This is a genomic window from Micromonospora sp. DSM 45708 (assembly GCF_039566955.1).
GTDB lineage: Bacteria > Actinomycetota > Actinomycetes > Mycobacteriales > Micromonosporaceae > Micromonospora.
In genome coordinates this window covers 2,585,501-2,609,178 of sequence record NZ_CP154796.1, presented here as the reverse complement: position 1 = coordinate 2,609,178, position 23,678 = coordinate 2,585,501, and the positions used below count along the sequence as shown (strand labels likewise).

General features: G+C 74.2%; 22 protein-coding genes. 2 read left to right on the top strand and 20 right to left on the bottom strand.

Annotated elements, in window-relative coordinates; translation table 11 throughout:
• Window positions 1-5: 5 nt before the first annotated feature.
• Both VKK44_RS11435 and VKK44_RS11430 read left to right on the top strand, forming a co-directional pair.
• Window positions 6-785, top strand: coding sequence for an amino acid ABC transporter permease (locus VKK44_RS11435; protein WP_343446888.1), 780 nt, complete (start codon window positions 6-8; stop codon window positions 783-785).
• Window positions 782-1,525, top strand: coding sequence for an amino acid ABC transporter ATP-binding protein (locus VKK44_RS11430; protein ID WP_343446887.1), 744 nt, complete (start codon window positions 782-784; stop codon window positions 1,523-1,525). The genes VKK44_RS11435 and VKK44_RS11430 overlap by 4 nt, the downstream gene beginning before the upstream one ends.
• Here VKK44_RS11430 and VKK44_RS11425 read toward each other — a convergent pair whose 3' ends face one another.
• The 20 genes from VKK44_RS11425 to VKK44_RS11330 all read right to left on the bottom strand — a co-directional run bounded on the left by VKK44_RS11425 (window position 1,526) and on the right by VKK44_RS11330 (window position 23,649).
• A complete protein-coding gene (locus VKK44_RS11425; RefSeq protein WP_343446886.1) occupies window positions 1,526-2,446 on the bottom strand; it encodes a carbohydrate ABC transporter permease in 921 nt (306 codons plus the stop codon). It abuts the gene before it with no gap.
• The gene (locus VKK44_RS11420; RefSeq protein ID WP_343446885.1) at window positions 2,443-3,456 is read right to left on the bottom strand and encodes an ABC transporter permease; all 1,014 of its coding nucleotides are present in this window, start codon (window positions 3,454-3,456) and stop codon (window positions 2,443-2,445) included. The genes VKK44_RS11425 and VKK44_RS11420 overlap by 4 nt, the downstream gene beginning before the upstream one ends.
• The gene (locus VKK44_RS11415) at window positions 3,453-5,132 is read right to left on the bottom strand and encodes an extracellular solute-binding protein (RefSeq protein WP_343446884.1); all 1,680 of its coding nucleotides are present in this window, start codon (window positions 5,130-5,132) and stop codon (window positions 3,453-3,455) included. The genes VKK44_RS11420 and VKK44_RS11415 overlap by 4 nt, the downstream gene beginning before the upstream one ends.
• A gap of 93 nt (window positions 5,133-5,225) precedes the next feature.
• Entirely contained in the window at window positions 5,226-5,915 is a 690-nt protein-coding gene (locus VKK44_RS11410; RefSeq protein ID WP_343446883.1) for a RibD family protein, read from the bottom strand.
• Complete coding sequence (locus VKK44_RS11405) at window positions 5,912-6,541, bottom strand: GTP cyclohydrolase II (RefSeq protein WP_343446882.1); 630 nt, start codon at window positions 6,539-6,541, stop codon at window positions 5,912-5,914. The genes VKK44_RS11410 and VKK44_RS11405 overlap by 4 nt, the downstream gene beginning before the upstream one ends.
• A gap of 65 nt (window positions 6,542-6,606) precedes the next feature.
• Entirely contained in the window at window positions 6,607-7,527 is a 921-nt protein-coding gene (locus VKK44_RS11400) for a lysylphosphatidylglycerol synthase domain-containing protein (protein ID WP_343447746.1), read from the bottom strand.
• A gap of 105 nt (window positions 7,528-7,632) precedes the next feature.
• Window positions 7,633-8,442 carry an SAM-dependent methyltransferase gene (locus VKK44_RS11395; protein ID WP_343446880.1) on the bottom strand — a complete coding sequence of 270 codons (810 nt, stop codon included), beginning with the start codon at window positions 8,440-8,442 and terminating at the stop codon, window positions 7,633-7,635.
• Window positions 8,439-9,476: a glycosyltransferase family 4 protein gene (locus VKK44_RS11390; RefSeq protein WP_343446879.1), complete on the bottom strand. Its 1,038-nt coding sequence runs from the start codon at window positions 9,474-9,476 to the stop codon at window positions 8,439-8,441. Before VKK44_RS11390 ends, VKK44_RS11395 begins: the two co-directional genes overlap by 4 nt.
• Before the next feature lie 4 nt (window positions 9,477-9,480).
• Complete coding sequence (locus tag VKK44_RS11385; protein WP_343446878.1) at window positions 9,481-9,879, bottom strand: 6-pyruvoyl trahydropterin synthase family protein; 399 nt, start codon at window positions 9,877-9,879, stop codon at window positions 9,481-9,483.
• Window positions 9,880-9,881: 2 nt separating this feature from the next.
• Window positions 9,882-10,859 carry a zinc-dependent alcohol dehydrogenase gene (locus tag VKK44_RS11380; protein WP_343446877.1) on the bottom strand — a complete coding sequence of 326 codons (978 nt, stop codon included), beginning with the start codon at window positions 10,857-10,859 and terminating at the stop codon, window positions 9,882-9,884.
• A gap of 95 nt (window positions 10,860-10,954) precedes the next feature.
• Window positions 10,955-11,233, bottom strand: a complete 279-nt coding sequence (locus VKK44_RS11375) for a hypothetical protein (RefSeq protein WP_343446876.1) — start codon at window positions 11,231-11,233, stop codon at window positions 10,955-10,957.
• A 190-nt stretch (window positions 11,234-11,423) separates the two neighbouring features.
• Window positions 11,424-11,795 carry a DUF1622 domain-containing protein gene (locus VKK44_RS11370; RefSeq protein WP_343446874.1) on the bottom strand — a complete coding sequence of 124 codons (372 nt, stop codon included), beginning with the start codon at window positions 11,793-11,795 and terminating at the stop codon, window positions 11,424-11,426.
• A 70-nt stretch (window positions 11,796-11,865) separates the two neighbouring features.
• A complete protein-coding gene (locus tag VKK44_RS11365) occupies window positions 11,866-12,531 on the bottom strand; it encodes a TcmI family type II polyketide cyclase (RefSeq protein WP_343446873.1) in 666 nt (221 codons plus the stop codon).
• Window positions 12,532-12,558: 27 nt separating this feature from the next.
• Window positions 12,559-13,785, bottom strand: a complete 1,227-nt coding sequence (locus VKK44_RS11360) for a cytochrome P450 family protein (RefSeq protein WP_343446872.1) — start codon at window positions 13,783-13,785, stop codon at window positions 12,559-12,561.
• On the bottom strand, window positions 13,782-14,102 hold the full coding sequence (locus VKK44_RS11355; protein WP_343446871.1) for a putative quinol monooxygenase: 321 nt from the start codon (window positions 14,100-14,102) through the stop codon (window positions 13,782-13,784). The genes VKK44_RS11360 and VKK44_RS11355 overlap by 4 nt, the downstream gene beginning before the upstream one ends.
• Window positions 14,099-16,366 carry an FAD-dependent monooxygenase gene (locus VKK44_RS11350; protein ID WP_343446870.1) on the bottom strand — a complete coding sequence of 756 codons (2,268 nt, stop codon included), beginning with the start codon at window positions 16,364-16,366 and terminating at the stop codon, window positions 14,099-14,101. The genes VKK44_RS11355 and VKK44_RS11350 overlap by 4 nt, the downstream gene beginning before the upstream one ends.
• A gap of 135 nt (window positions 16,367-16,501) precedes the next feature.
• Window positions 16,502-17,665, bottom strand: a complete 1,164-nt coding sequence (locus VKK44_RS11345; protein ID WP_343446869.1) for a glycoside hydrolase family 26 protein — start codon at window positions 17,663-17,665, stop codon at window positions 16,502-16,504.
• Window positions 17,659-19,548, bottom strand: coding sequence for a glycosyltransferase family 2 protein (locus tag VKK44_RS11340; RefSeq protein WP_343446868.1), 1,890 nt, complete (start codon window positions 19,546-19,548; stop codon window positions 17,659-17,661). Before VKK44_RS11340 ends, VKK44_RS11345 begins: the two co-directional genes overlap by 7 nt.
• A gap of 68 nt (window positions 19,549-19,616) precedes the next feature.
• The gene (locus tag VKK44_RS11335; protein ID WP_343446867.1) at window positions 19,617-21,092 is read right to left on the bottom strand and encodes a glycosyltransferase family 39 protein; all 1,476 of its coding nucleotides are present in this window, start codon (window positions 21,090-21,092) and stop codon (window positions 19,617-19,619) included.
• A 247-nt stretch (window positions 21,093-21,339) separates the two neighbouring features.
• Window positions 21,340-23,649, bottom strand: coding sequence for a beta-xylosidase/alpha-l-arabinosidase (locus VKK44_RS11330; protein ID WP_343446866.1), 2,310 nt, complete (start codon window positions 23,647-23,649; stop codon window positions 21,340-21,342).
• Between the last annotated feature and the right edge of the window lie 29 nt (window positions 23,650-23,678).

The following is a 23,678-nucleotide window of genomic DNA, read 5'->3' as shown; positions in this document are numbered from 1 at the left end:
GAACGATGGATCCACTGCGCACCCTCTGGGAGACGTTCTTCGACGGGGACTCGATGCGCGAGGCGCTGCCCGAGATGCTGACCGTCGGGCTGCCCAACACGCTGATCCTGGCGGTCTCCGCCGCCCTGCTCGGCTCGGTGCTGGGCATGCTGCTGGCGGTCGCCGGCATCTCGCGTACCCGCTGGTTGCGGTGGCCGGCCCGGGTCTACACCGACGTGTTCCGCGGCCTGCCGGCCGCGGCCACGATCCTGCTCATCGGCGTCGGTCTGGCGCCGCTGGGCATGGAGGTCTGGGGGCCCAACCCCTACCCGCTCGGCGTGCTGGCGCTGTCGCTGATCGCCGCCGCCTATCTCGGCGAGATCTTCCGGGCCGGCATCCTGAGCGTGGAGGCCGCCCAGTTGGAGGGCGCCCGGGCGCTCGGCTTCTCCTGGGCCGAGTCGATGCGGCTGGTGATCATTCCGCAGGGCGTACGCCGGGTCCTGCCCGCCTGGGTCAACCAGCTCATCGCGTTGATCAAGGATTCCAGCCTGGTCTACTTCCTCGGCCTGCTGGCCAGCCAGCGGGAGCTGTTCCGGATCGGCCAGGACTACGCGGCGAACACCGGCAACCAGTCCGCGCTGCTGCTGGCCGGCCTGTTCTACCTGCTGCTGACCGTGCCGCTGACACACGCCGTCAACTGGCTGGACCGGCGGCTGCGCCAGGGCCGCCCGGCCGCCCCGCCACCCGAGCCCGACACCGACCTGACGCCGGCCGGCGTCACCCCGAACGGAAGGGACCCGCGATGAGCACGGACACCGTCACCTCGGTCAGCCTCGCCGTCCGCGACGTGCACCTGGCGTTCGGCGCGCACCGGGTGCTGCGCGGGGCGGACCTGGACGTGGCCCGGGGCGGCACGGCGTGCGTGATCGGACCGTCCGGCTCCGGGAAGTCCACCCTGCTGCGCGCCGTCAACCGGCTGATCGAGCCGGACCGGGGCGACGTGCTGCTGGACGGGCGCAGCGTGCTGCGCGACGACCCGGACGCGCTGCGGCAGCGGATCGGCATGGTGTTCCAGCAGTTCAACCTCTTCCCCCACCTGAGCGTGCTGCGCAACGTCACGCTCGCGCTGCGGAAGCTGAAGAAACTCGACCAGGACGAGGCGGTGGCGGTGGCCCGGGCCCAGCTCGACCTGGTCGGGCTCGCCGCGAAGGCCGACGCCCGGCCGGCGCAACTCTCCGGCGGTCAGCAGCAGCGCGTGGCCATCGCCCGCGCGCTCGCGCTGCGCCCGCAGGTGATGCTCTTCGACGAGGCCACCTCGGCGCTGGACCCGGAGCTGGTCAAGGGCGTGCTCGCGGTGATGGCGGATCTCGCCGCCGCCGGCATGACCATGGTGGTGGTCACGCACGAGATGGGCTTCGCCCGCACCGTCGCCGACACGGTCGCGTTCATGGACGCCGGTGTGGTGCTGGAGGCCGGGCCGCCGGCCGCCGTGTTCGAGGCGCCTGAGCATCCCCGGCTGCGGCGGTTCCTGTCCCAGGTGCTCTGATCAGCCCTTGACGGCGCCGATCAGCACCCCCTTGATGAAGTGCCGCTGGATGAACGGGTAGACCGCGACGATCGGCGCGACGGTCAGCACCACCACCGCCATCTTGATCGCCTCGGTCGGCGGCATGGTCACCCCGCTGGCCGCGCCGGAGGTGTGCGGCGCCTGCCCGGCCAGCAGGTAGCTCTGCAACACCCGCTGGATCGGGTACATGTCGTTGCGGTCGATGAACAGCAGCGCGTCGAACCAGACGTTCCAGTAGCCGACCGCGTAGAAGAGCCCGACCACGGCGACGACCGCGCGGGACAGCGGCAGCACGATGCGGCCCAGCGTCCGGAAGTCACTGGCCCCGTCGATGCGCGCGCTGTCCAGCAGCTCCTGCGGGATGCCCTGGAAGAAGCCGCGCACCACCACCAGGTTGAACACGCTGATCGCGGACGGCAGCACCAGCGCCCAGATGGTGTCCTTGAGCCCGAGCCCGGTGACCACCAGGTAGCGCGGCACGAGCGGCGGGTAGACCAGGAACGGGATCAGGAAGTACGCCAGCAGCCAGCGGTGCCCCAGCGTGCCCGGCCGGGACAACCCGTACGCGGCCAGCACGGTGACGGTCAGCGCGATCGCGGTGCCGCAGACGGTGACCAGCGTGCTGATCCACAGTGCCCGGGTGACCGCGCCGCCGGCGAAGATGGTGGCGTAGGCCGAGGTGTCGATGCCCTTCGGCACCACCACCAGGCCGCCCGCGTCGGCGATCGTCCGGCGCGACGAGAGGCTGGTCACCAGGACCACCCAGAGCGGGAAGAGGACGCCGAGCACCAGCAGGGTGAGCAGGGTGGCCTTGAGCGCCTGGCCGACGCGGGTGGGGCGTTCCTCCCACACCGGGCGGTGGGGCCGCGCGCGCGGCGGCCGTCGGATGATCACGGTCATGACTTCGAGTAGATCCCTCGTTCGCCGAGCAGGTGCGCCACCCGGTTCGCGGCCAGGATCAGCACCAGGCCGACGACGGCCTTGAACAGGCCGGCCGCCGCGCCGTAGCCGTAGTTCCCGGTGGCGATGGAGAAGTGGTAGACGAAGGTGTCGAGCACCTCGGCGGCCTGCCGGCCGACCGCGTCGCGTTGCAGCAGGAACTGTTCGAAGCCGACCGAGAGCGCGTCACCGAGGCGCAGGATCAGCAGCAGCACGATCACCGGACGCAGGCCGGGCAGCGTGATGTGCCAGAGCCGTCGCCACCGGCCGGCGCCGTCCGCGGCGGCGGCCTCGTAGAGGCTCTGGTCGATGGTGGACAGCGCGGCGAGGAACACGATGGTGCCCCAGCCCACGTCCTTCCAGACCGCCTCGGCGGTGACCAGGACGATGAACGTGTCCGGGTTGGTCATCACGTTCCACGGCTGCACACCGGCGTCGCGCATGGTCTGGGCCAGCAGCCCCGCGCCGCCGAGCATGGCGACGAAGAAGCTGATCACCAGCACCCAGCTGAAGAAGTGCGGCAGGTAGACGATGGTCTGGACGAGGCCGCGCAGCCGGCTGGAGAGCAGGTTGTGCAGCATCACCGCGAGCAGGATCGGCAGCGGGAAGAAGAACACGAGCTGGAACCCGGTGATGGCGAGCGTGTTGCGGAACGCGTCCCAGAACGCCGGGTCGTCGAAGAGGAGCTGGAACTGGCCGAAGCCGATCCAGTTGCTGTGCGTGAACGCCTGCCACGGATTGTCGCCCAGGTACGGGTTGTAGTCCTGGAACGCGATGACGTTGCCGGCGATCGGCAGGTAGCTGAAGATCAGCAACACCAGGAAGCCGGGCGCCACCATGGCCAGCAACTGCCAGTCGCGGCGCAGCCGGCTGCCCAGCGGCACCCGGCGACGGCGGGGCGTGCGGGCCGGTGCGACCGGGTCGTCGGGTCGGGCCCGCTCGGGCCCGACCGCGACGGCCGGCTCGCTCACTTGGCCGCCTTGGGCAGCGAGTCGGCGAGCAGCTTGCGGGCTTCCTCGCCGCCGTTGGTCTTCCACTCCGCGACGATGGCGTCCACGTCGCCGAGCGGGCGTCGACCGCGCAGCACGTCGGTGAACTTGTCCTCCGTCGGCACCTGGTTGGCCTTGTAGGCGGCCGGCATCTCCAGCTTGACCCCGGCCCAGGGGTTGCGCTCCAGGAACTTGACCATCTGGTTGGAGTAGTTCAGCACGTCCGGCACGTAGCGGGGGGTGTCCGGGTACGGCCCGATGGTGGGGTTGCGACCGCTGATGAAGAAGTACTGGTTGGCGATCTCCTTGAACGCCAGGTCGGTCTTGACCGGCCCGTTCGGCGACTTGGTGTGGTGCTTGCCCTCGACGCCGAAGTCCCGGAGCTGGGCCTCCTGGCTGCCCAGCGGCGCGGAGCACCAGTTGATGACGCGCAGCAGCTCCTGGACCCGCTCCTTGCCGAGGCCCTTCCTGACGAAGGTGAACGAGATGGGCTTGTCCTCGCCCCAGACCAGCGGGTCGCCGCCGGTGGCGGAGAAGATCGGCACCGGCTGGATGTTCAACTTCGGGTTGGTCTTCTGGTGCTCGGCCTGGGCGCCCTGCCAGAAGCCGATGCCGTCCTGCTTGAACACGATGGCGCCGTTCTTGGCGAACAACTGCTTGGCGTCCGCGCCGCGGCTGGCCACGATGTCCGGGTGGACCAGGCCGTCCTTGTAGATCTTGGCCATCACCTCGAGCGCCTGGCGGAACTCCGGCGTCTCGTACTTGAACTCCGGCGTCCCGTCGGAGCGCAGCCGCCACCCCTGGTTGGCGCCGGGCACCCGGTGGAACATCTGGATCATGGCGAAGACGTCGTCGAAGGCCCACACCTTGCGAGCCGGGTCGGTGACCTGCCTGGCCGCGGTCAGCAGCTCCTCGAGGTTGGTCGGCACCCCCAGGCCGCGCGCGTCGAGCAGGTCCTTGCGGGCGAACAGCGCCCAGGGGAACGGCCCGTCCGTGGGATTGGGCACGGACATCAGCCGCTCGTTCCACACCGCCTGGCGCCAGGCCCCGGTCGGGAAGCTGGCCAGCATCGGGTACGCGTTCGCGGCGTCGCCCCGGAGGTGGTCGGTGAGGTCCTCGAAGAGCGCCTTGATCGCCTCGGCGAAGCGCGGGATCTTCTCCACCTCCCAGCTCGGCACGCAGAGCAGCTCCGGCACGTCGCGGGCGCTGAGCATGGCGTTGAGCTTGTCGGCGTAGGTGGCGCCGTCCTGGATGGTGAAGTTGACCGGCGTGCCCAGCTCGGCGTTGACGGCCTGGAGGTAGGCGCTCTGCGCGATGCCGGGCGGCGCCGGGCCCCAGGCGGGCGTCATCGCGGTGATCTGCTTGCCGCTGGTGCCGGGCCTGTCGGTGATGGCGTCGACCAGGGTCGCCGGGTAGCTGGTGTATCCGTCGGGCACCGGGCGGGTGCCGACGATGTCGGGCTTGATGGCGCCGGGCGGGTCCTTTCGCGTCGGCAGCAGGCCGGAGACGGCGTCGAGCTGCTGTGCGGCGCCGGAGCCGGCGGGCTTCTCGGAGCATCCGGCGAGCAGCGGGCCGCCGGCGGTGGCGGCCACGCCGAGGCCGACCAGGCCGAGGAAGCGGCGGCGGGAGGCGCCCGGATCGGTGTGGTGCACGCTCATCGATACCCCTTCGGGAGGGATGGATTCGTATGGATGAGCAACAAACTAATCTCGACCGTGAGCTTGCACAAGAGCGAACCGGAGCGGCGGTGGTCAGGCCTGGCAGCGGTCGGAGAGCGCGTAACGGGTGAGCACCACGTCGCCGATCTGGCGTACCTCGATCACCCGGGCCCGGCGGCCCGGATGCCAGGGGAAGCGGCCCTCCCCGACGAACCGGGGCGCCCGGCCGTCCCCCACGAAGAACGGCGCGACCACCAGGTGCAGTTCGTCGGCGAGACCGGCGGTGAGGAACTGGCGGTGCATCGTGCCGCCGCCCTCCACCATCAACCGGCCGACCCCGCGCCCGGCCAGGTCGGCGACGACCGCCTCCGGGGTGACCGGCTCACCGGCGTCGACCACAGTGGCCACCGCGCCGACCTGCTCCCGGGCCTTGTCCACCACCCCGCTCGGACAGTAGACCAGCTTGACGCCGTCGCCGACGGTGAAGAAGCGGGCCACCGGGTCGAGGTCGCCGCTGCCGGTGACCGTCACCTTCACCGGGGACGGGGGCAGGCCCCGCGCCACCCGCTCGGCACGCCGCCGATCGCTGCGCACCAGCAACCGGGGATCGTCCCGGCGGACCGTGGCCGCGCCCACCATGATCGCGTCGCACCCGGCCCGCGTCGCGTCGACCCGGTCCAGGTCGTCGTCGTTGGAGAGCAGCAACCGCTCCGTGGTCGCGTCGTCGATGTAGCCGTCGATCGACATCGCGCAGCTCAGCAGCACGAACGGGCGGGTGGTCACGGCACGAACGGCAGGTCGAGGGCGTGGTCGGCGCGGGTGACCTTGGCCGCCAGGTAGTCGGCGTTCGCCGGGGACAGGTGCACGCCGGTGACCACCCGGTCGGCCACCGCGACGCCCAGCCCGTCGAGCTGTGCCGCCTTGTCCGGGTTGTTGCTCAGCAGGGCCACCCGGTCCACGCCCAGCGCGGCGAGCATCTGCGCGGCCACCGTGTAGTCCCGCTCGTCGGCGCCGCGACCGAGCGCCAGGTTCGCCTCGTACGTGTCCAGGCCGTCGTCCTGGAGGGCGTACGCGTCGAGCTTGGCGTACAGGCCGATGCCCCGCCCCTCCTGACGCAGGTAGAGCAGGTAGCCACCGGCCTCGGCGATGCGCTCGACCGCCTCGCGCAACTGCGGGCCGCAGTCGCAGCGCTGGCTGCCGAACACGTCACCGGTCAGGCACTCGCTGTGCGGGCGGACCAGCGGCGGGTCGGCCTCGGCGTACCCGCCGAGCCCGAACGCCAGGTGCTCCCGGCCGTCCACCAGGCCGTGGAACGTGTGCACCAGGGCGGTGGTGGCGTATCCGTCGGGGAACCGAAGCGGGACCGTGACCCGGGTCCGGACCGTCGCGCTGGGCAGGGTTTCGTCCATGGTTCTCCTCCGTCCGGTCGCCGGGCTGACCGACGACGCAACCTCGCACCTCACCGTAGGCGGGATCACCGACAGTTGCCGGTCGGGCGCAGTAGCAGCACCACGGCACCGGGGAGGCTGGCCACCAGCACCAGCGCGCCGTAGACGGTGCCGGTGGCCACGCCCTGCGCGGCGGTCAGGCCGGCCGCCGCGAACGCCCAGGCGGCGACGCCCTCACGCGGACCGAAACCGCCCACGTTGAGCGGCAGGGCCATGGCCAGCAACGCGAGCAGGGTCAGCGGCAGCAGGCGGGACAGCGGCGCGTCGGCCCCCGCGGTGCGGGCCGCCACCACGAACGTGGCCAGGTGGCCGGCGAACACCACGGTCGAGGCGATCACCACACCGGCCCAGGTCCGCGGCGCCAGCAGCCCGGAGCGCACGTCGGCCAGCGCGGTACGCGCCGCCCGGGCGACGCGGGACGCCCCCGAGCGGGGCACCGCGCGGGCCGCCAGCACCAGCGCCACCGCGGTCACCACCCCGACGGCGGCCAGCGCCGGCAGGTACCGGCGGACCGGGGACGGGAACGCGGCCAGCACCCCCACCGCGATGACCACCTGCACCACCTGGCCGGCGGCGCGCTCCCAGACCACCGCGCGGACCCCCCGGGCCACGTCCCCGGCGTCCCGGCCGTGCCGGACCGCCCGGTGCACGTCGCCGAGCACGCCGCCGGGCAGGGTGGAGTTGAGGAAGATCGCCCGGTAGCAGTGCGCCACCGCGGCGCGCATCGGCAGCCGTACGCCCAGCCCGCCGGCCACCAGCGACCAGCGCCAGGCGCCGCTCACGGTGGTGACCACGCCGATGCCGAGCGCGGCGGCGAGCGCCGGCGCGTCGATCAGCCGCAGCCCGGCCAGGAACGGGCCGGTGCCCACGAAGGCGACCAGCGCGGCGAGCACGGCCAGCCCGGCGGCCGGCCGCAACCAGGCCCGGCGGGTCCAGGCCCAGCGCACCCGGGCCGGGCGCGGCCGGACCGGTACGGGCGCGGCGACGGCGACATGTGACAAACGGTCCTCCCTCGTTCCCACCGGATGTCACGTGTCGGCGGGCCGTTCGGTTCAGCCGGCGAGCAGGTCGGCGTGGTGCAGCGCCACCTCGACCCGGCCGGCGGCGGCCTCGGCGAGCCGCCACTCGGTATACGTCCGCGCGGGGCCGATCAGATGCGGGCGTTCCTCGACGGCCGCGTCCACCCAACCGGTCAGCCACTCGGCGGTCAGCGCGGCCTGCTCCGGCCCGAGCCGCCACGGGGTGGACCGCACCGTCACCTCGACGCCGCGCCGTTCGAACGCGGCCACGGTGGCGTCCACCGCGTCCGGCCCGAGCAGGGCCCGCCCGTCGACGGTCCGTCGCTGGTGGGCGTTGAACGCGTCGGCCAGCTCGGCGTCGAGCGGATCCGCCGGGGTGAACTCCGCGCGGCCGGACACGGTGAGCGCGAACAGCGTCGGCCGACCGGCGCAGGCGTCCGCCATCCGGTCGATCTCCTCGGCGGTGAGCATGTCCAGCAGCGCCGACGCGGTGACCAGGTGGGCGTCGGCCAGGTCGGCGCGGGTCAGCCGGGTGATGTCCGAGCCACGGGTGGTCACCGTGACCGCTGCGCCGTCGGCGGCGGTGAGCCCGCCGCCGGTGGCCAGCGCCAGCAGGTGCGCGTCACGTTCGTGCAGCACCCAGTGCTGCGGGCCGGGCAGCCGGGGGGCGAGCCAGCGGGCCATCGAGCCGGTGCCGCTGCCCAGGTCGTGCACGACCAGCGGACGTCCGGCGGGCAGCCGGTCGCGGGCCGCGTCGGCCAGCTCGACCGAGCGGGCGACCGCGTCGGCGGGCTCGCGCAGTCGCAGCCAGTCCGCGAAGTCGGGCGGGAGTGAGGTGGTCATGCCGCGGTCGCCTCCTTCAGCGCCGTCGCCAGCCGGTCCACGGTGACCGGCCAGCCGGTGAGGGTGTCCCGCCGCTGCCGGGCGGCGTGGCGCAGCCGGTCCCGCAGGCCGGGGTCGGTGAGCCAGCGGCGCAGCGCGTCGGCGGTCGGACCCGGGTCCTCCGGTGGCACCAGCAGGCCGGGCCGGTCGCCGCCGGGGGCGTACCCGAGCGTGGCCGGCAGGCCGCCGGTGTCGCTGGCCAGCACCGGTACGCCCCGGGCCAGCGCCTCGGTCACCACCATGCCGTACGTCTCCCGCCGGGAGGGCTGGACCAGCAGATCGGCGGCGGCGTACGCGCCGGCCAGCTCCGTCGTGGCGCGCGGGCCGAGCAGGCGGACCCGGTCGGCCAGCCCGGCCCCGGTGAGCTGCCGGCGCAGCCGGGCCACGAACGCCGGGTCCCGGTCGAGCGGGCCGATCCAGTCGCAGGTCCAGTCCAGCCCGGCGACCCCGGCGAGCGCGGCGGCCAGCACGTCGTGGCCCTTGACCGGGGTGACCGCCGCGACGCAGAGCAACCGGCCACCGCCGGGCGTGCCGGGGGCGACCGGCGCCGGGTCGACGCCGGGCGGCGCGACCGTCACCCGACCGGGGTCGAGCGGGTACCGGTCGAGCAGCCGCCGGCGGGTCCACTCGCTGGTGGCGACCACCGCGGTCGCCGCGTCGAGGGCCCGCCGCTCGGCCTCGTCCTCGATCGGCAGGTGCACCAGCACCACCAGACGCAGGCGCGCGGCGTGCGGGGCGAGCACGTCCGGCACGGTCGAGGCGACCAGGCCGTCGAGCAGCACTGTCGCGCCGCCGGGCAGCCCGGCGAGCAGCCCGGCCAGCGCGGACCGCTCCCGGTCCCCCGGGTGCGGCCAACGGCCCGGCACCGGGTGCTCACGCACGGTCCAGCCGAGCGCCGCCAGCCCCCGGCAGGCGTGCCGGTCGTAGGCGTTGCCGCCGCTGGGGTTCGCCGGATCGTCGATGTCGCCCGGCAGCACCACGTGAACGGCGGTCATCCGGTCACAGCGACCGCTCGTAGCTCGCCCAGGCGACGTGCGACTCGTGCAGCGTCACGGTGATCCCGGCCAGTTCCCGGGCCCCCTCCCCCAGCCGGCCGGCGTGCACCGCGTCGGCGAGCCGGTCGGCGACGGTGCGGGCGAGCACCTCGGTGGTGGTGTTCACCCCGGCGAAGGCCGGCTCGTCGTCCAGGTTGCGGTAGGTCAGCTCGCCGAGCACGGCCCTGAGCTGCTCGGTGGCCAGGCCGATGTCGACCACGATCCCGTCGGCGTCGAGCTCCGGCCGGCGGAACGTGGCGTCGACGACGAAGGTCGCGCCGTGCAGCCGCTGGGCCGGGCCGAACACGTCGCCGCGGAAGCTGTGGGCGACCATCATGTGGTCCCGGACGGTCACGCTGAACACGTTCACTCCTCGCCGTAGGTGATGAGATGACAGAGCGCCGGCAGCTCACCCGAGGCGAGCCGGTCCAGCACGTCGGGCAGGTCGGTGAACCGGGACCGGCCGGTGAGCAGCGCGTCGAAGGCCGGGTCGGTCAGCAGGTCCAGGGCGACGGCGAGCCGGTCGGCGTAGCTGCGGTCGGCACGCCGGGGCGAGACGGTGCCGACCTGACTGCTGCGGATGCCGAGCCGTCGGGAGTGGAACGCGCCGCCGAGGGCGAGGGTGACCGGGCGGTCGCCGTACCAGCTCAGCTCCAGCACGGTGCCCTCCGGGCGGAGCAGCTCCAGGCCGCGTTGCAGCCCGTCGGCGCTGGCGCTGGCGTGCACCACCAGGTCACGCTCGCCGGTCGCGTCGGCGGGCGAGGCGAAGTCGACACCGAGCGCCTCGGCGACCCGGGCCTTTCCCGGGTCGGCGTCGACCAGCTCGACCCGGACGCCGGGAAAGCGGGCCAGCAGCGCGGTCACGCTGCACCCGACCATTCCCCCGCCGATCACGGTGACCCGGTCGCCGACCAGCGGCGCGGCGTCCCAGAGCGCGTTCACCGCGGTCTCCACGGTGCCGGCCAGCACCGCACGGGCCGCCGGCACGCCGTCCGGCACGACCACCACCGACCCGGCCGGGACCACGTACGCGGTCTGGTGCGGGTACAGGCAGAACACGGTCCGCCCGCGCAGCTCCGCCGGGCCGGCCTCGACCGTGCCGACGTTCAGGTAGCCGTACTTGACCGGCGCCGGGAAGTCGCCGTCCTGGAACGGCGCGCGCATGGCGGCGTGCTGGTCGGTGGGGACCCGGCCGGTGAAGACGAGCGTCTCGGTGCCCCGGCTGACGCCGGTGAACCGGGTGCGGACCAGCACCTCACCGGCGCCGGGCGGGTCGAGGCGGACCGGCCGGATCTCGCCCTCACCGGGCGCGCGGAGCCAGAACGCGTGGGCGTCGACGGTCATGGATCCTCCTCGTCTCCCGCACTTCGACCGAGTTGTCGATCATAGACACGGGAGCGGGGCGGCCAGGGTTCGAACCGCCCGGCCCCACCGGCCGCTCAGGCGGCCCGCCGCTGCTTCCCGGCCGGCCGGCCGTCCGACCCGCCGTGGTCGGCGCGACGGCTGGCGTCCCCGGCCAGGCGCATCGCCCGGCGGGCGACGGTCAGCGGCTCGCAGGGCGCCGGAACGCCGGCGCAGAGCAGGCTGGAGCACCGGCCGCCGGCGTCCGGCCGGTGCGCGGCGGCGACGTCGTACGCGCTGCGCCACAGCAACGGGTCGGTGACGCCGCGTGGCAGGACGGCGTCCTGACTGGACCTGGTCCGGATCGTGTCGGGCACCGGTGTTCCCCTTCCGTCGTCACTCCCGGTATCAGTGACCCGGTGAGTCGACGTCAAACCTCTCACCTGCGTGCCTGTGCCGGCCAGCAATACATCTCACGTCCCGGTCGGGGCGAGCGGGAGCCGGCGAGCCCGCGTCGCCGGTGGCCGGGTGCTCCGGGTCGTGCCGGGCGCGGTGTCCGTGGCCCCATCAGTCGGCGCCCGCCTGTCCGGCCCGGGGGAGCTTGCCCTGCCAGGGCCAGCGGCCGTCCAGCTCCACCTCCAGCGAGAAGCTGAGGAACGTCCGGACCGCCACGATCAGGGCCAGCACGCCCACGCTGGTGAAGGTGGGCGACACCGCGACCGTACGGATGATGTCGCCGCCGACCAGGAACTCCAGGCCGAGCAGGATGGCCCGGCCGACCCCCTGCCGGTACGCCCGGTAGTGCGCCACCACCTGCCGGGTACGACCGCAGCGCACCGCGAACACCACCGTGGCGACCGTGACGCCCACCGCGATGACCAGTACCCCGATCAGGTCCAGCAACGCGCCGATGTGCTGAATGATCTCCTTGGTCGGCACCCGACACCCCCGTACGCCTCGGTCCCAGCCTGGCGTACGGGGGTGCGGCGGAGGGCGGTTTCCGGCCGGCTCAGTCCTGCGCGCGCCAGCGGTAGAAGACGGTGGCCACCTGGTCCTGCGGGCCGTGGCAGAGGTCCGGCCGGTACGGCTCGACGTACGGGCCGAGCTCCCGCCGCACCTTGTCGAACGTCGGCGTGTCGGCGTGCTGGTCGCGGGTGGCCTCGGCCGCCGAGGACTCCTGCTCCAGCAGGTGCACGTAGACGTCGTCGATCGAGTAGAGCCAGCGCCCGGTGACGCCCAGCTCGGCCGGGAGCGATCCGGCGTCGGACTCGGCGAACACGCGGGCCACGTCCGGCTCGGCGCCCGGCTTGATCCGTCCGACGATCACGGTCAGCGTGGTGTCGTCCGGCGGCTCCCCCTCCGGCGCCCAGTGGTAGAACTCCTTGGCCACCGAGTCCGACGGGTTCTTCCAGTACCGCGGGTACGGCGTCACGTACGGGCCGATCTCCTCGGCGATCTTCTGGAACGCGGGCAGCCCGCGGGTCTGCCCGGAGATCCTCGGGTCCTGCTCGCGCTCGATCACGTGCAGGTACAGGTCGTGGTGCGACAGCAGGTACCGGCCGATGACGCCGAGATCCTGCGGTCGGGTGATCTGGTCGTAGTGACCGAAGACGTTGCCGACGATCTCGTCGCTGCCGGGGACCATGTGGCAGACGATCACGTTCCGGAAGACCATGACGTGCTCCTTGGCTGGGTGGGCGGGCTAGGCGGAGAAGGTGACCGGCAGTTCCAGCAGGCCGCGGAAGGGCGAGGCGGCGGGCAGCCGGCGCACCTCGGCGAGCGGCACGGCGAGCCGCAACCCGGGCAGCCGGCGCAGCAGCGCGGAGAGCGCGAGCAGCGCCTCCATCCGGGCCAGTGAGACGCCCAGGCAGTAGTGCACGCCGTGGCCGAAGCCGAGGTGCGGCCCCCGGACCCGGCGCAGGTCGAGCCGGTCCGGATCGGTGAAGTGGGCCGGGTCGTGGTTCGCCGCGTTGATCGCCACCCCGACGATCGACCCGCGCGGGATGCGTACCCCCTGGTACTCGACGTCCTCGGTGGCGACGCGCGGGCTGGCCACCGGCAGCGGGCCGTCGAACCGCAGCAGTTCCTCGATCGCGGTGGGCAGCAGGCGCGGCGTGCTGCGCAGCAGTTCCCACTGCTCGGGGTGGGTGAGCAGGGCCAGCACCGCGTTGCCGAGGAAGTCGGCGGTGGTCTGGTGGCCGGCGAACAGCAGCAGGAACGTGGTGGTCACCAGCTCCGCCTCGGACAGCGTCCGGTCCCGGTCGACGGCCCGCACCAGCTCGCCGATGATGTCGTCGGCCGGGTCGTCGCGCTTGTCCCGGACCAGGTCGGTCAGGTAGTGGTGCAGCTGCGCCTGGGCCTGCTGCACCGCCGCGCGTTCCTCCTCCGGCGGCCGGCGGGTCGAGCCGGAGGTGCGGATGACCTGGGTCCAGTCGAGCACCCGGTCGTGGTCGGCCGGCGGCACGCCGAGCAGCTCGCAGATGACCGTCATCGGCAGCGGGATGGCGAACTCCCGCATCAGGTCCGCCTCGCCGCGCGGCACGATCTTGTCGATCAGGGCGTCGACGACGGTGGCCACCCGCGGTCGCAGCGCCTCGATCCGCCGCGGCGCGAACGCCTGCGACACCACGCGGCGCAGCCGGGTGTGCTCGGGCGGATCGGAGTTGAGCATGTTGCGGTTCAGCCCCTCCGAGTTCGGGCCGAAGATCCGCAGGAAGTGCCGGTCCGGGCCGTAGAGGTCCTTGGACAGCCGCGGGTCGGTCAACGCCGCGCGCGCGTCGTCGAAGCGGGTGATCAGCCAGGAGTCGAAGCGCGGCGACCCCACCGGGCAGACCGGCCGCTGCGCGCGCAGCCGGGCGAAGGTGGGATAGGGATCGGCCGCGAACGCGTCCGTGTACAGTTCGCCGGCCGGTACCACATCCTCGGTCATCGGGCCTCCTCTGGCTCGCCGGTCACGCTGTGCAGGACCTGGTAGGTGTGCCGTTCCGCGGACTCGCGCAGCTCCCGGACCACGCGCAGCAGCCGGTCGCGGTGCGCGCTGCGGCCGAACGCGTCCAGCCGCTCCCGATCGGCCCAGTCGCTGATCACCAGATAGCTGCGCGGGTCGTCGGCGTCGCGGACCAGGTCCTGGTGCAGACAGCCGTCAAGCGCGCGGATCTCCTCGGCGGCGGTGCGCCACTCCGCCTCGAACCGCTCCTCGCAGCCCTCCCGGGTCCGCATCGCCAGCACCGTCCGGACCCGGCTCACCGGAGACCGCCGAACACCAGGCCCAGGTGCTTGCGGAGCGCGTCGGGGTCGACCGGGGCGCCCCGGAACCCGACGTGGCCGTCCGGGCGGATCAGGTAGAGCCCGGTGCCGGCCAGGCCGTACCCGGCGCGGAACCGCCGGTCGGCGTCGCGCAGCACCGGCGGGTCGGCCAGGTGCGGTTCGGCGACGTCCGGGTCGAGCAGCAGGTACGCGTCCAGCTCCCCGCCGGCCTGCCGCCGGGCGTCGGCGCAGAGGTCGGCGAAGCCGGCCAGCTCCGCCGCGGTGGCCGTGGCATCGGCGTAGAGCAGCAGCGTGTGCCCGGTGCCCCGGGTCAGGTCCCGCAACCGCAGCGGGTGGCCGACGCCGCGCCGCCGCAGTCCCTCGACGTCCGGCGCGCGGTCACCGGGGCGGGGTGCGTCGCCGAGCGCGGCCGGGTCGGCGACGGTCTCCCCGACCAGCGGGCTGCCGGCGTAGCTGAGCAGCAGGGACATCTCCTGGAGGAACTGCCGTTCCAGGTCGGCGCGGTCCAGCTCCTCGGTGCCCGCCATCCGCACCGCGCGGCCGACGATCTCCTCGCCCTCGGGCCGCCGCTCGGCCTCGTAGCTGTCCAGCAGTCCGGGGGCGGCGTGCCCGCGGACCGCCAGGGCCAGCTTCCAGGCCAGGTTCCAGGCGTCCTGGATGCCGGTGTTCATGCCCTGGCCGCCGGCCGGTGGGTGCAGGTGGGCGGCGTCGCCGGCGACGAAGACCCGACCGTGCCGGTAGCGGTCGACGATGCCGTGACTGATCCGGAACACCGACGACCAGCGCAGGTTCGTCGCCCGGGTGCCGGGCGGGGCGAGCCGGTCGAGGGCGGCCTGCACGTCGTCGAGCGTCGGCGAGGCGAGTTCCTCGCTGAAGCCGGGCGGGGCGTCCTGCCCACCGGTCTGCGCGAAGAACCGGGGCGGGGCGAGGGTGGCGATCCGGTACCGGCGCTCGCCGCGCAGCGGGACACAGACCAGCATCCCGTCCATCTGTCCGTCGGTGGTGTGCAGGAACCGCAGCAGGTGCCCGTCCGGCATGTCCCAGTCCACGTCCACGTCGACGAGCATGAACAGTTGCGGGAAGCGGCCGAGCCCGCCGGTGAAGGTGAGGCCGAGCCGCTCCCGGACCCGGCTGTGCGCGCCGTCGCAACCGACCAGGTACGCCGCGCGGACGGTCTCGGTGCCGCCGTCGGCGGTGCGGACGGTGGCGGTCACGCCGTCGGTGTCCTGGGTGAAGTCGACCAGTTCGGCGCCGCGCCGGGGGCGCACCCCGAGCGTGGCCAGCCGCTCGGTGAGGATCCGTTCGGTCTCGTACTGCGGCAGGCCGAGGTGGGCGTACGGCAGGCCGGGCAGCTCCCAGCTCATCCGGTGCGTCTGGACGCCGTTGACGAAGACCGTGTTGCCGGTGAGCCAGATGCCGGCGTCCATCGCCTCCCGGACGACGCCCTGCTCCTCCCAGATCTCCATGGTGCGGCAGTGCACGCCGATCGCCTTGTCGGCCTGGTCGGGCGGGGTCGCCAGCCGGTCGATCACCCGGCAGTCGACGCCGCGTCGGGCCAGCTCGACGGCGGCGGTGAGCCCGGTGGGGCCCGCGCCGACGACCAGTACGTCCGTTGTCCTCTGCACGTCGGCCTCCGTGTCCGTGGTGTGGTGTCGCCGGTCGTCCACGTCGGGCACGACGTGGAAGAGACGGCGTCGGATGTCGAGAAGGAACGGCGCGATCGGCCCGGCCTGCGTCGAGGCGTGCGCCGGGTCGGCGATCCAGTCGAGGAACCCGGCCGCGTCGTCCCATTCGGCGAAGATGTGGTGCACGTCCGACCCGGGTTCGCGGAGCAGCCGTTCACGCCGGTAGCCCGGCACGGCCGCCATCCGACGCACCACCTCGGGGTAGCCCCGGTGGAACTCGGCGAGGCGGGCGCACGGGACGACCAGCTCCACGTCGACGTAGACCGGCCCGTCACCGTCGGTGTCCTCGGTCATCGTCGGATAGTCGGGCGGGCCGCCCGCCTCGGTCAGCGGCCGGAGCAGCTCGGCCAGGCGCGCCGCCACCGGCCCGTCCCGGTACGCGCGCAGCGCCGCCTCGTCGGCCCACTCGGTGACCACGACGAAGCCGTACGGGTCCAGGGCGTCGCGCAGCAGCTCGTGCCGGAGGCTGCCGGGCAACGCGCTGAGCTGTCCGGCGACCGTCTCCCACGCCGGCCCCACGGCGGGCTCGCACCCGGGGCGCGCACGTCTGAAGAGCATCGTCCTGACCATGCCGCCCCCTCGCGCCGTGTCGCCTCGTGCCGCGACCCTGCCGCAGGTCGCGTCAACCAGCCGTCACGGGCGCCGGTCGGGGTGTCGTCGTCCGGTGACGCCCCGGGGACGGTGCGCCCGCTCCTACCGGTCCGCCTCGGTGCGCGGCCTCGTCGCCGGCGACCAGGTCACGTCGTAGCGCGGGACGGACACCGCCTCGGCGAACGCGGTCGCGGCGGCGGGCGAGTCGGCGATGCGCCAGTCCGCCTCCTTGTCCACCTCGAACCAGATCAGCCCGATCAGGTTCCGGTAGCGGGGCAGCGAGCCGAAGGTCTCGCGGATCCACCGTGCCTTGCGGGCGTCGACGTCGGAGGCGCCGGTCTCGGTGACGACGAGCGGCTTTCCGGTGACGGTGCGGATCTCGGTGATGGTCGGTCCGAAGATCTGGTCGAACGACCAGTAGGTCTTGGTGAACGCGCCGGTGCCGTAGTAGCCGGTGACGCCGACCCAGTCGACGTAGTCGTCGCCCGGGTAGAGCCCGCCCAGCCCGGCGGTCGTCTTGTCCCATCGGGCGTTCGGGCTCCACACCCAGGCGACGTCGGTGGCCCCGGCCGCGGTGAAGACGTCGTGCACGTGCCGCCAGGCGCGCACGTAGTCGCCCGGGTGGTTGCCGTTGGCCCGCTCGCTCCACGGGTACCAGTCGCCGTTCATCTCGTGCGCGAACCGGATGGCGATCGGGTAGCCGAGCGACCGCACCCCCTCCGCCCAGGACCGCAGGTAGCCGTCGAAGTCGCCGCGGGCGATGCGGTCCAGCCGGTAGTCCGGCTGGGTGGACCGGAGCCGGTCGACCTGGCGGGCGGTCAGTCCGGTGCGCCGGGCCGCCTCGTCCACGGTGTGGTCCCAGGGCTCCCAGCCCAGCATCGGCATCATGCCCCGGTCGGCGATCCGGTCGAAGAGGCTCCGGTCGAAGGCGGCGGACGCCCAGCTCGCGCCGAAGAGCAGCACCTGCGGCGCGCGCCCCGCGGCGGTGGCGAAGCGGTCCACGGCGGTGAGGTCGTACGGGCCCTTGTCGGTCATCACCCCGACGAACGCCCGGCCGGCCGGTGGGAAGACGCCGGCGGCGGGACCGGACGTGGTGGTCGCCGGGGCGTCAACCGGCGACGCCGGAGCGTCGGCCGGCGACGCCGCCGCCCGGGGCGGGGCCGGCGCCGGGTCGCGCCGGACGCCGGGCGCCACCACGAAGGCGTACGCCAGCAGCAGCACGCCGGCCAGCGCCAGCCCCACCCGGGGCACGGTCAGCCTCAGCACGGCGCACCACCGCCGACCGCCGCCGGCGCCGGCGCCGGGGTCGGCGCCGACCGTTCCGGGGCCGGCTCGTCCCGGCCGGCCCGGACCCGCTCCGCCCAGGCGATCAACGGCGGCGCGAGCCCGGTGACCAGCGTCAGCGCCGGCCAGACCCGCAGCAGCGGGTGGTCGTGGTCCAGCGCGAAGCTGGCCCCGAGCAGGCCGGCGGCTGCCGCCGCCCAGCACAGGTGCAGCCGGAACGTGCGGGGCGACTCGGCGGTGCGCAGCGCCCCCTTGGCGGTGACCACGAAGCCGAGCCGGCGGCGCAGCAGGGTGCCCACCGCCGCGGCCAGGTAGACCGGCCCGGCGAACAACGCGAGCGCCATGCCGACCATGCCCACCTCCTCCCGCTCGTGCGGGGCGATGTTGAAGCGACGCAGCCAGAGCCACAGCAGGAACCAGGTGCCGATGGTGGTGCCCCACAGCGCGGCCCACACCTGCGGGTCGAGCCGGCCCGCGTCGACGCCGGTGAGCAGGTACAGCGCGGTGGCGGCGTTGCCCAGCAGCAGGCTGACCGCCACGCTCGGGTAGTAGAACTGGAGCAGGCGGTACTGCCAGCGGCGGCGTGCCGGCAGGTCGCGCGGCGCGCGCAGCTCGCGGCGGAGCAGGATCTCGCAGATGCCGGCCGCCCAGCGTCGCTGCTGGTTGAAGTAGTCGGCCCAGGAGGTCGGCCCCTCCCCCAGCGCCACCACGTCCGGGGTGTAGACGCCTTTCCACCGGCGGCCGGTGGCCGGGTTGACGGCGGCGTGGATCCGGATGCTGGTGAGGTGGTCCTCGATGATCGAGTCCTGGTAGCCGCCGATGGTCCGCCAGGCCGCCGGCCGGTAGAGGTGACCGGTGCCGGTGAGCAGCGGCGCGTCCAGCCCGTTGCCGCCCCGGGCGATCAGGCCGTTGTAGAGGTACTGCTGCACCGAGGCGCCGTGGGCGACGAAGTTCTGGTGCATGTTGCCGTACACCTGGGGGGTCACCACGAACGCGACGTCGGGGTCGCGGAAGTAGCCGAGCGTGCGTTCCAGGAAGTGCGGCAGCGGCACGTGGTCCGGGTCCACGTTGGCCACCACGTCGTAGCGGTGCTCGTGCTCGGCCCGCCAGGCGTTGTGGTTGCCGGACTTGGTCCGGGCCCGGAACTCGCCGCGCGGCTGGTTGTACTCCGGCCGCCCCCGCCGGGTGAAGTGCCGTACGCCCAGCCGCGCGGCCATCGCCCGCACCGCCGGGTCGTCCCCCTCGTCGAGGATCCACACGTCGACCTGCCCGCAGTAGACGATCTCGCGGAGCCGGCGCAGCGTGCGCTCCGCGACGTCGAGCGGCTCCTTGCTCGGCACGATCGTGGTGAGCAGCGCCACCCGGAGGCCGACCGGCGGATCGACCGGCACGGGATCCTTCGCGTGGAAGGCGAACACGCACACCACCACGTTCTGCGCCAGCCGGATCAGTTCGACGCCGACGACCACGCAGAACGCGAGCCGGGCGGCGAGCGTCGACCAGCCGCCCGGGCCGACGACGCCCGCTCCGGGCACGTGCTGTGGCAGCAGCAGCCAGCCGACGAAGAGCAGGCCGGCGGCGCTGTTGACGAACACCAGCAGGGTGAGCACGGACCGCGCGGCGACCGAGGCGGCGGGGCGGAGTTCGACGGGTGCGTCGGGTCGCCGGGGCGGGCGCAGCGGCCCGGCCGTGGCGCCGCAGCGGGCGTACGCCAGGCGGGCCCGGATGTTGCGCTGCCGGCGGTCGGCGCCGGGTGGGACGGGCGGCCCGGGCGGGGCACCCACCCGTGGGCGCTCGCCCGACGGCACCGGCCGGGTGGCGCGGGACAGGCGTGTATCGGCGGCGACGGCCAACGTTTCCCCCATGGTCTGCATCGGGCTCGCCAGGAACCCGGACCGATGCTAATCGGACAACCAGGTGAGAAAGACGCGAATCAGGGCGATGTCCGCCGTTGGTCGGTCAGCAGGACCACCGTGAACCCGGCCGGCCGCCAGACCCGCTCCGGGCGGTACCCGGCCCGCAGGCCCCGCGCCGCCGCGCCGACGCCGGTCACCCACGGGGTGGTCGGGTGACCGGGCTGGATCAGCCACAGCCGGCGCGGGACCACGTCGCAACCGTCGCAGTCGGTCCCCGGCCGGGTGGCGAGCACGTCGACCGGCCGGCGGTCGACGGGCACGTACCGGGCCACCAGCGTCCGCGCCGCCGGATCGTCGTAGAGCACGCCGTCCCCGCGCCGCCCCAGCCCGTCGATGATCGCCGCGACCCGGCGGGGGTCCTGTCCGTGCCCGTCGGGTCCCCGCACGGCCACCTGGGCCGGCGCGCCCACCAGGGCGACCGCCGCCAGCCCGGCCACCGCCCCGCGGGCGCGCAGCCGGGACAGCGCCACCGCGGCGAGCACCGCCCAGGCCGGCACCGTGAAGAGCAGGCCGGCCGGCGACCAGACCGGGACGACCCGCGCCACGAGCAGCAGACCGAGCGCCGGGACCAGCGCCCACGCGGTACAGATCGCGGCGGCGTACCGGAGCGGGAGACTGAACAGCGCGAGCCCGGCGAGCACCGCGCCGAGCGCGGCGACGCCGAACAACTCCCGGGGCGTGGCCGCCAGGACGCCCGGATCGACGCGGACGCCGGGCGGGAGCAGCCCGCCGTCGTCCCGCGCGCCGGACCAGAGCAGCGCGGCGACGCCGAGCACGCCCGGCGTCGCGGCGGCCCACCAGCGGCCGGCCGTCGCGCGCCGGAACGCCAGCACCACCCACCCGTGGCCGGCGAGCAACAGCACCGCCCCGGCCTGGCACAGGCCGAGCAGGACCACCGCCCCGGCGTACGCCGTGAGCCGCCGCGCGGTCGGTCGCTCCAGGACCGGCAGCAGCAGCCAGGTGGCCAGCACGGCGGCGAACAGCGCCGCCGCGTGCGGTTGGGCCTCCTGCGCGTACCGGGTCGAGGACGGCAGCACCGCGAGCAGCGCGCCGGCCAGCACCCCCGTGCCGGGGGCGAACATCCGCGCGGCCAGCGCGCCGACCAGCGCCACGGCCGCGGTCATCGCCAGCAGCGACGGTACGCGCAGCGCGACGTCGCCCGCGCCGAACAGCTCCACCCAGCCGCGCATCAGCAGGTGGTACGGCGCCAGCGTCCGGTCACCGGTCCACGCCTCGCGCCACGGGGACGTGGCGGCGCGCCAGGTGGCCAGCTCCTCGGTCCGCAGCCCCGGCGTCCCGAGCCCGGCCCCGCCGAGCCCGCCGGTCAGCAGCGCCGGCAGCAGCCACGCGGCGATCCGCCACCGGTTCGCGCCGGCCGCGACGCGGGCGGCGGCCCGGCGCGGGCGTGGTGGCCGGTCCTCCCCCCACGGGTCCTCGACGTCGGCCTCGGCCGGCCCGAGCCGGGGCAGGACCATGGTGTCCGCGTCCATCATCGTGACTCACGCATCCCTGCGGGCCGGCACCGGGAGCCCCACCGTGCGGGGGCTGAACGACCTCCGGAGCCTACGGAGTCCACCTCCGACGAAAGTCCGTTTTGCGGCGATTTACCCACCCCGGGGCAGCGCCACGGCGGTGGCGGGGCGCGCGCCGGACCCGGCACGACCACCGCCGCCCGGGGTGCGGGACCCGCCGTGGGCCGGTCCGCCGGTCGGCCCCCGTGGACGACCGGCGGACCGGACGTCAGCTCAGGGCCGTGGTCGTCCAGCGCGCGGACGCGTTGGTGACCGGGACCGTGGGCCCGGTCAGCGTGGTGGACGCCTGCGCGTCCCGCCGCACGCTCGTGCCGACCCACACCTCGACCTCACCGGGCTCCACCACCCGGGTCAGCGTGCGGTCGGAGAACGCCAGGCGGGTGGTGGGCACCGTCAGCGCGACGGTGACCGACTGGCCCGGCTCCAGGCGTACCCGCCGGTAGCCGAGCAGCTGCGCCACCGGCCGGGTCACCGAGGCCACCAGGTCACGGCCGTAGAGCTGGACCACGTCGTCGCCGGCGACCGCGCCGGTGTTGGTCACCCGCACCGTGACGCGCAGCGCGCCGTCGGTCGGCGCGGTCGCCGGCACCGCCAGATCGGTGTACGCGAACGTGGTGTAGGACAGGCCGTGCCCGAACGGCGCGACCGGCAGCGCCGGCAGGTTGGTGACCTCGCTGCCCTGGCCCAGCGCCGGGTGCAGGTAGGAGTACGGCTGCGCGCCGGCCGACCCGGGCAGGCTGACCGGCAGCCGGCCGGACGGGTTGACCCGACCGGAGAGCACCCCCGCGATCGCGGCGGCGCCCTCCTCACCGGGGAAGAACGCCTGCACCACGGCCGCGCAGCGGGACAGCGCCCAGCCGACCGCGTACGGCCGGCCGGTGACCAGCACCAGCACGACCGGGGTGCCGGTCGCCAGGACCGCCTCGACCAGCTCCCGCTGGACGCCGGGCAACTCCAGGTCGTCCCGGTCACAGCCCTCGCCGACCGTGCCCCGCCCGAAGAGGCCGGCGTGGTCACCGACGACCAGGACGGCGACGTCGGCCGCGGACGCCGTGGCCACCGCCTCGGCGAAACCGGACCGGTCGTCGGTGTCCACGTCGCAGCCGCCGGACCAGGTGACGCGGTCGGCGCCGAACTCGTCGCGCACCGCGTCGAGGACCGTCGGCACCTCGATGCCGGTCTCCACCCCGGAGTGCTGGACCAGCACGTGGTTGAGGAAGGAGTAGCACCCGAAGAGCGCGCCCTGCCGGTCCGCGTTCGGGCCGACGACCGCCACCCGCCGACCCGCCGCCAGCGGCAGGACGCCCTGGTTGGCGACCAGCACGACGGACTCCTCGGCGAGGCGGCGGGCGATCGTCCGGTGCGCCGGCGAGTCCAGGTCGACCGCGCGCGGCGGCTCGTCGGTGAACGTCGCGTCGAGCAGGCCGAGGTCCTGTTTCTGCCGCAGGACCCGCAGCACCGCCCGGTCGACGAGCGCCTCGTCGACGGCGCCGGCGCGCACCGACTCCCGCAGCGTCAGGTAGGCGTCCCCGGTCGGCAGCTCGACGTCGACGCCCGCGGTCAGCGCCTGCCCGGCCGCCTCCGCGTGGTCGCCCGCCACGTGGTGCAGCAGGTTCAGGAAGGCGACGCCGTAGTAGTCGGCTACCACCGTGCCGTCGAAGCCCCAGCGGTCCCGCAGCACGCCGGTCAGCATCGTCGGGTCGGCGGCCACCGGCACGCCGTCGATCTCGGCGTAGGAGTGCATGACGCCACGGGCGTCACCGTCGAGGATCGCCATCTCGAACGGCGGGAACAGCACGTCGGCGAGCTCGCGGGGACCGGCGTGCACCGGGGCGAAGTTGCGGCCGGCACGCGACGCGGAGTAGCCGGCGAAGTGCTTCAACGTCGCGTGCACACCCTGCGACTGGAGGCCGCGCACGTAGGACGTGCCGATGGTGCCGACCAGGTACGGATCCTCGGCGATGCACTCGTCGACCCGGCCCCAGCGCGGGTCCCGGATCACGTCGAGCACCGGGGAAAGACCCTGGTGGACGCCCAGCGCCCGCATCGAGGCCCCGATCGCGGCGGCCATCTCGGTGACCAGGTCGGGGTCGAACGCGGCGCCCCAGGCCAGCGGCGTGGGGAAGGTGGCCGCCTTCCACGCCGACAGGCCGGTGAGGCACTCCTCGTGGACGATCGCCGGGATGCCCAGGCGGGTGCCGGTCACCAGGCCCCGCTGGAACTGCCACAGCCAGGCCGCGCGCGCCGCCGCGTCGACCGGACGGGTGCCGTAGACGCGGGTGAGGTGACCCAGCCCGTGCCGGGCGAAGTCCTCCAGCCGGGCGGCGGCGGCGAACTCCCCCTGTAGGGGCGCGACCGCCTCGCCGTCCTCCTTCTCCCAGAACCCGACGAGCTGCGCGATCTTCTCGTCGAGCGTCATCCGGCCGAGCAGCTCGCGTACGCGTGTCTCGCCGGCGTGCCCGTCCGGGCCCTCCTGGGCCGGTGCCGGCCCGTCCACCACCGCGTGGACCTCTGTCATGGTGTGCCTTTCCCTCGGTTGTGCTCGTA

What these genes read in the sequence shown, in the direction of transcription:
- VKK44_RS11415 (WP_343446884.1), bottom strand. Translation starts at nt 5,132, where the DNA reads ATGAGCGTGCACCACACCGATCCGGGCGCCTCCCGCCGCCGCTTCCTC.
- VKK44_RS11425 (WP_343446886.1), bottom strand. Translation starts at nt 2,446, where the DNA reads ATGACCGTGATCATCCGACGGCCGCCGCGCGCGCGGCCCCACCGCCCG.
- VKK44_RS11435 (WP_343446888.1), top strand. Translation starts at nt 6, where the DNA reads ATGGATCCACTGCGCACCCTCTGGGAGACGTTCTTCGACGGGGACTCG.
- VKK44_RS11405 (WP_343446882.1), bottom strand. Translation starts at nt 6,541, where the DNA reads ATGGACGAAACCCTGCCCAGCGCGACGGTCCGGACCCGGGTCACGGTC.
- VKK44_RS11390 (WP_343446879.1), bottom strand. Translation starts at nt 9,476, where the DNA reads ATGACCGCCGTTCACGTGGTGCTGCCGGGCGACATCGACGATCCGGCG.
- VKK44_RS11360 (WP_343446872.1), bottom strand. Translation starts at nt 13,785, where the DNA reads ATGACCGAGGATGTGGTACCGGCCGGCGAACTGTACACGGACGCGTTC.
- VKK44_RS11430 (WP_343446887.1), top strand. Translation starts at nt 782, where the DNA reads ATGAGCACGGACACCGTCACCTCGGTCAGCCTCGCCGTCCGCGACGTG.
- VKK44_RS11340 (WP_343446868.1), bottom strand. Translation starts at nt 19,548, where the DNA reads ATGGGGGAAACGTTGGCCGTCGCCGCCGATACACGCCTGTCCCGCGCC.
- VKK44_RS11330 (WP_343446866.1), bottom strand. Translation starts at nt 23,649, where the DNA reads ATGACAGAGGTCCACGCGGTGGTGGACGGGCCGGCACCGGCCCAGGAG.
- VKK44_RS11380 (WP_343446877.1), bottom strand. Translation starts at nt 10,859, where the DNA reads ATGACCGTCGACGCCCACGCGTTCTGGCTCCGCGCGCCCGGTGAGGGC.
- VKK44_RS11350 (WP_343446870.1), bottom strand. Translation starts at nt 16,366, where the DNA reads ATGCTCTTCAGACGTGCGCGCCCCGGGTGCGAGCCCGCCGTGGGGCCG.
- VKK44_RS11395 (WP_343446880.1), bottom strand. Translation starts at nt 8,442, where the DNA reads ATGACCACCTCACTCCCGCCCGACTTCGCGGACTGGCTGCGACTGCGC.
- VKK44_RS11335 (WP_343446867.1), bottom strand. Translation starts at nt 21,092, where the DNA reads ATGATGGACGCGGACACCATGGTCCTGCCCCGGCTCGGGCCGGCCGAG.
- VKK44_RS11365 (WP_343446873.1), bottom strand. Translation starts at nt 12,531, where the DNA reads ATGGTCTTCCGGAACGTGATCGTCTGCCACATGGTCCCCGGCAGCGAC.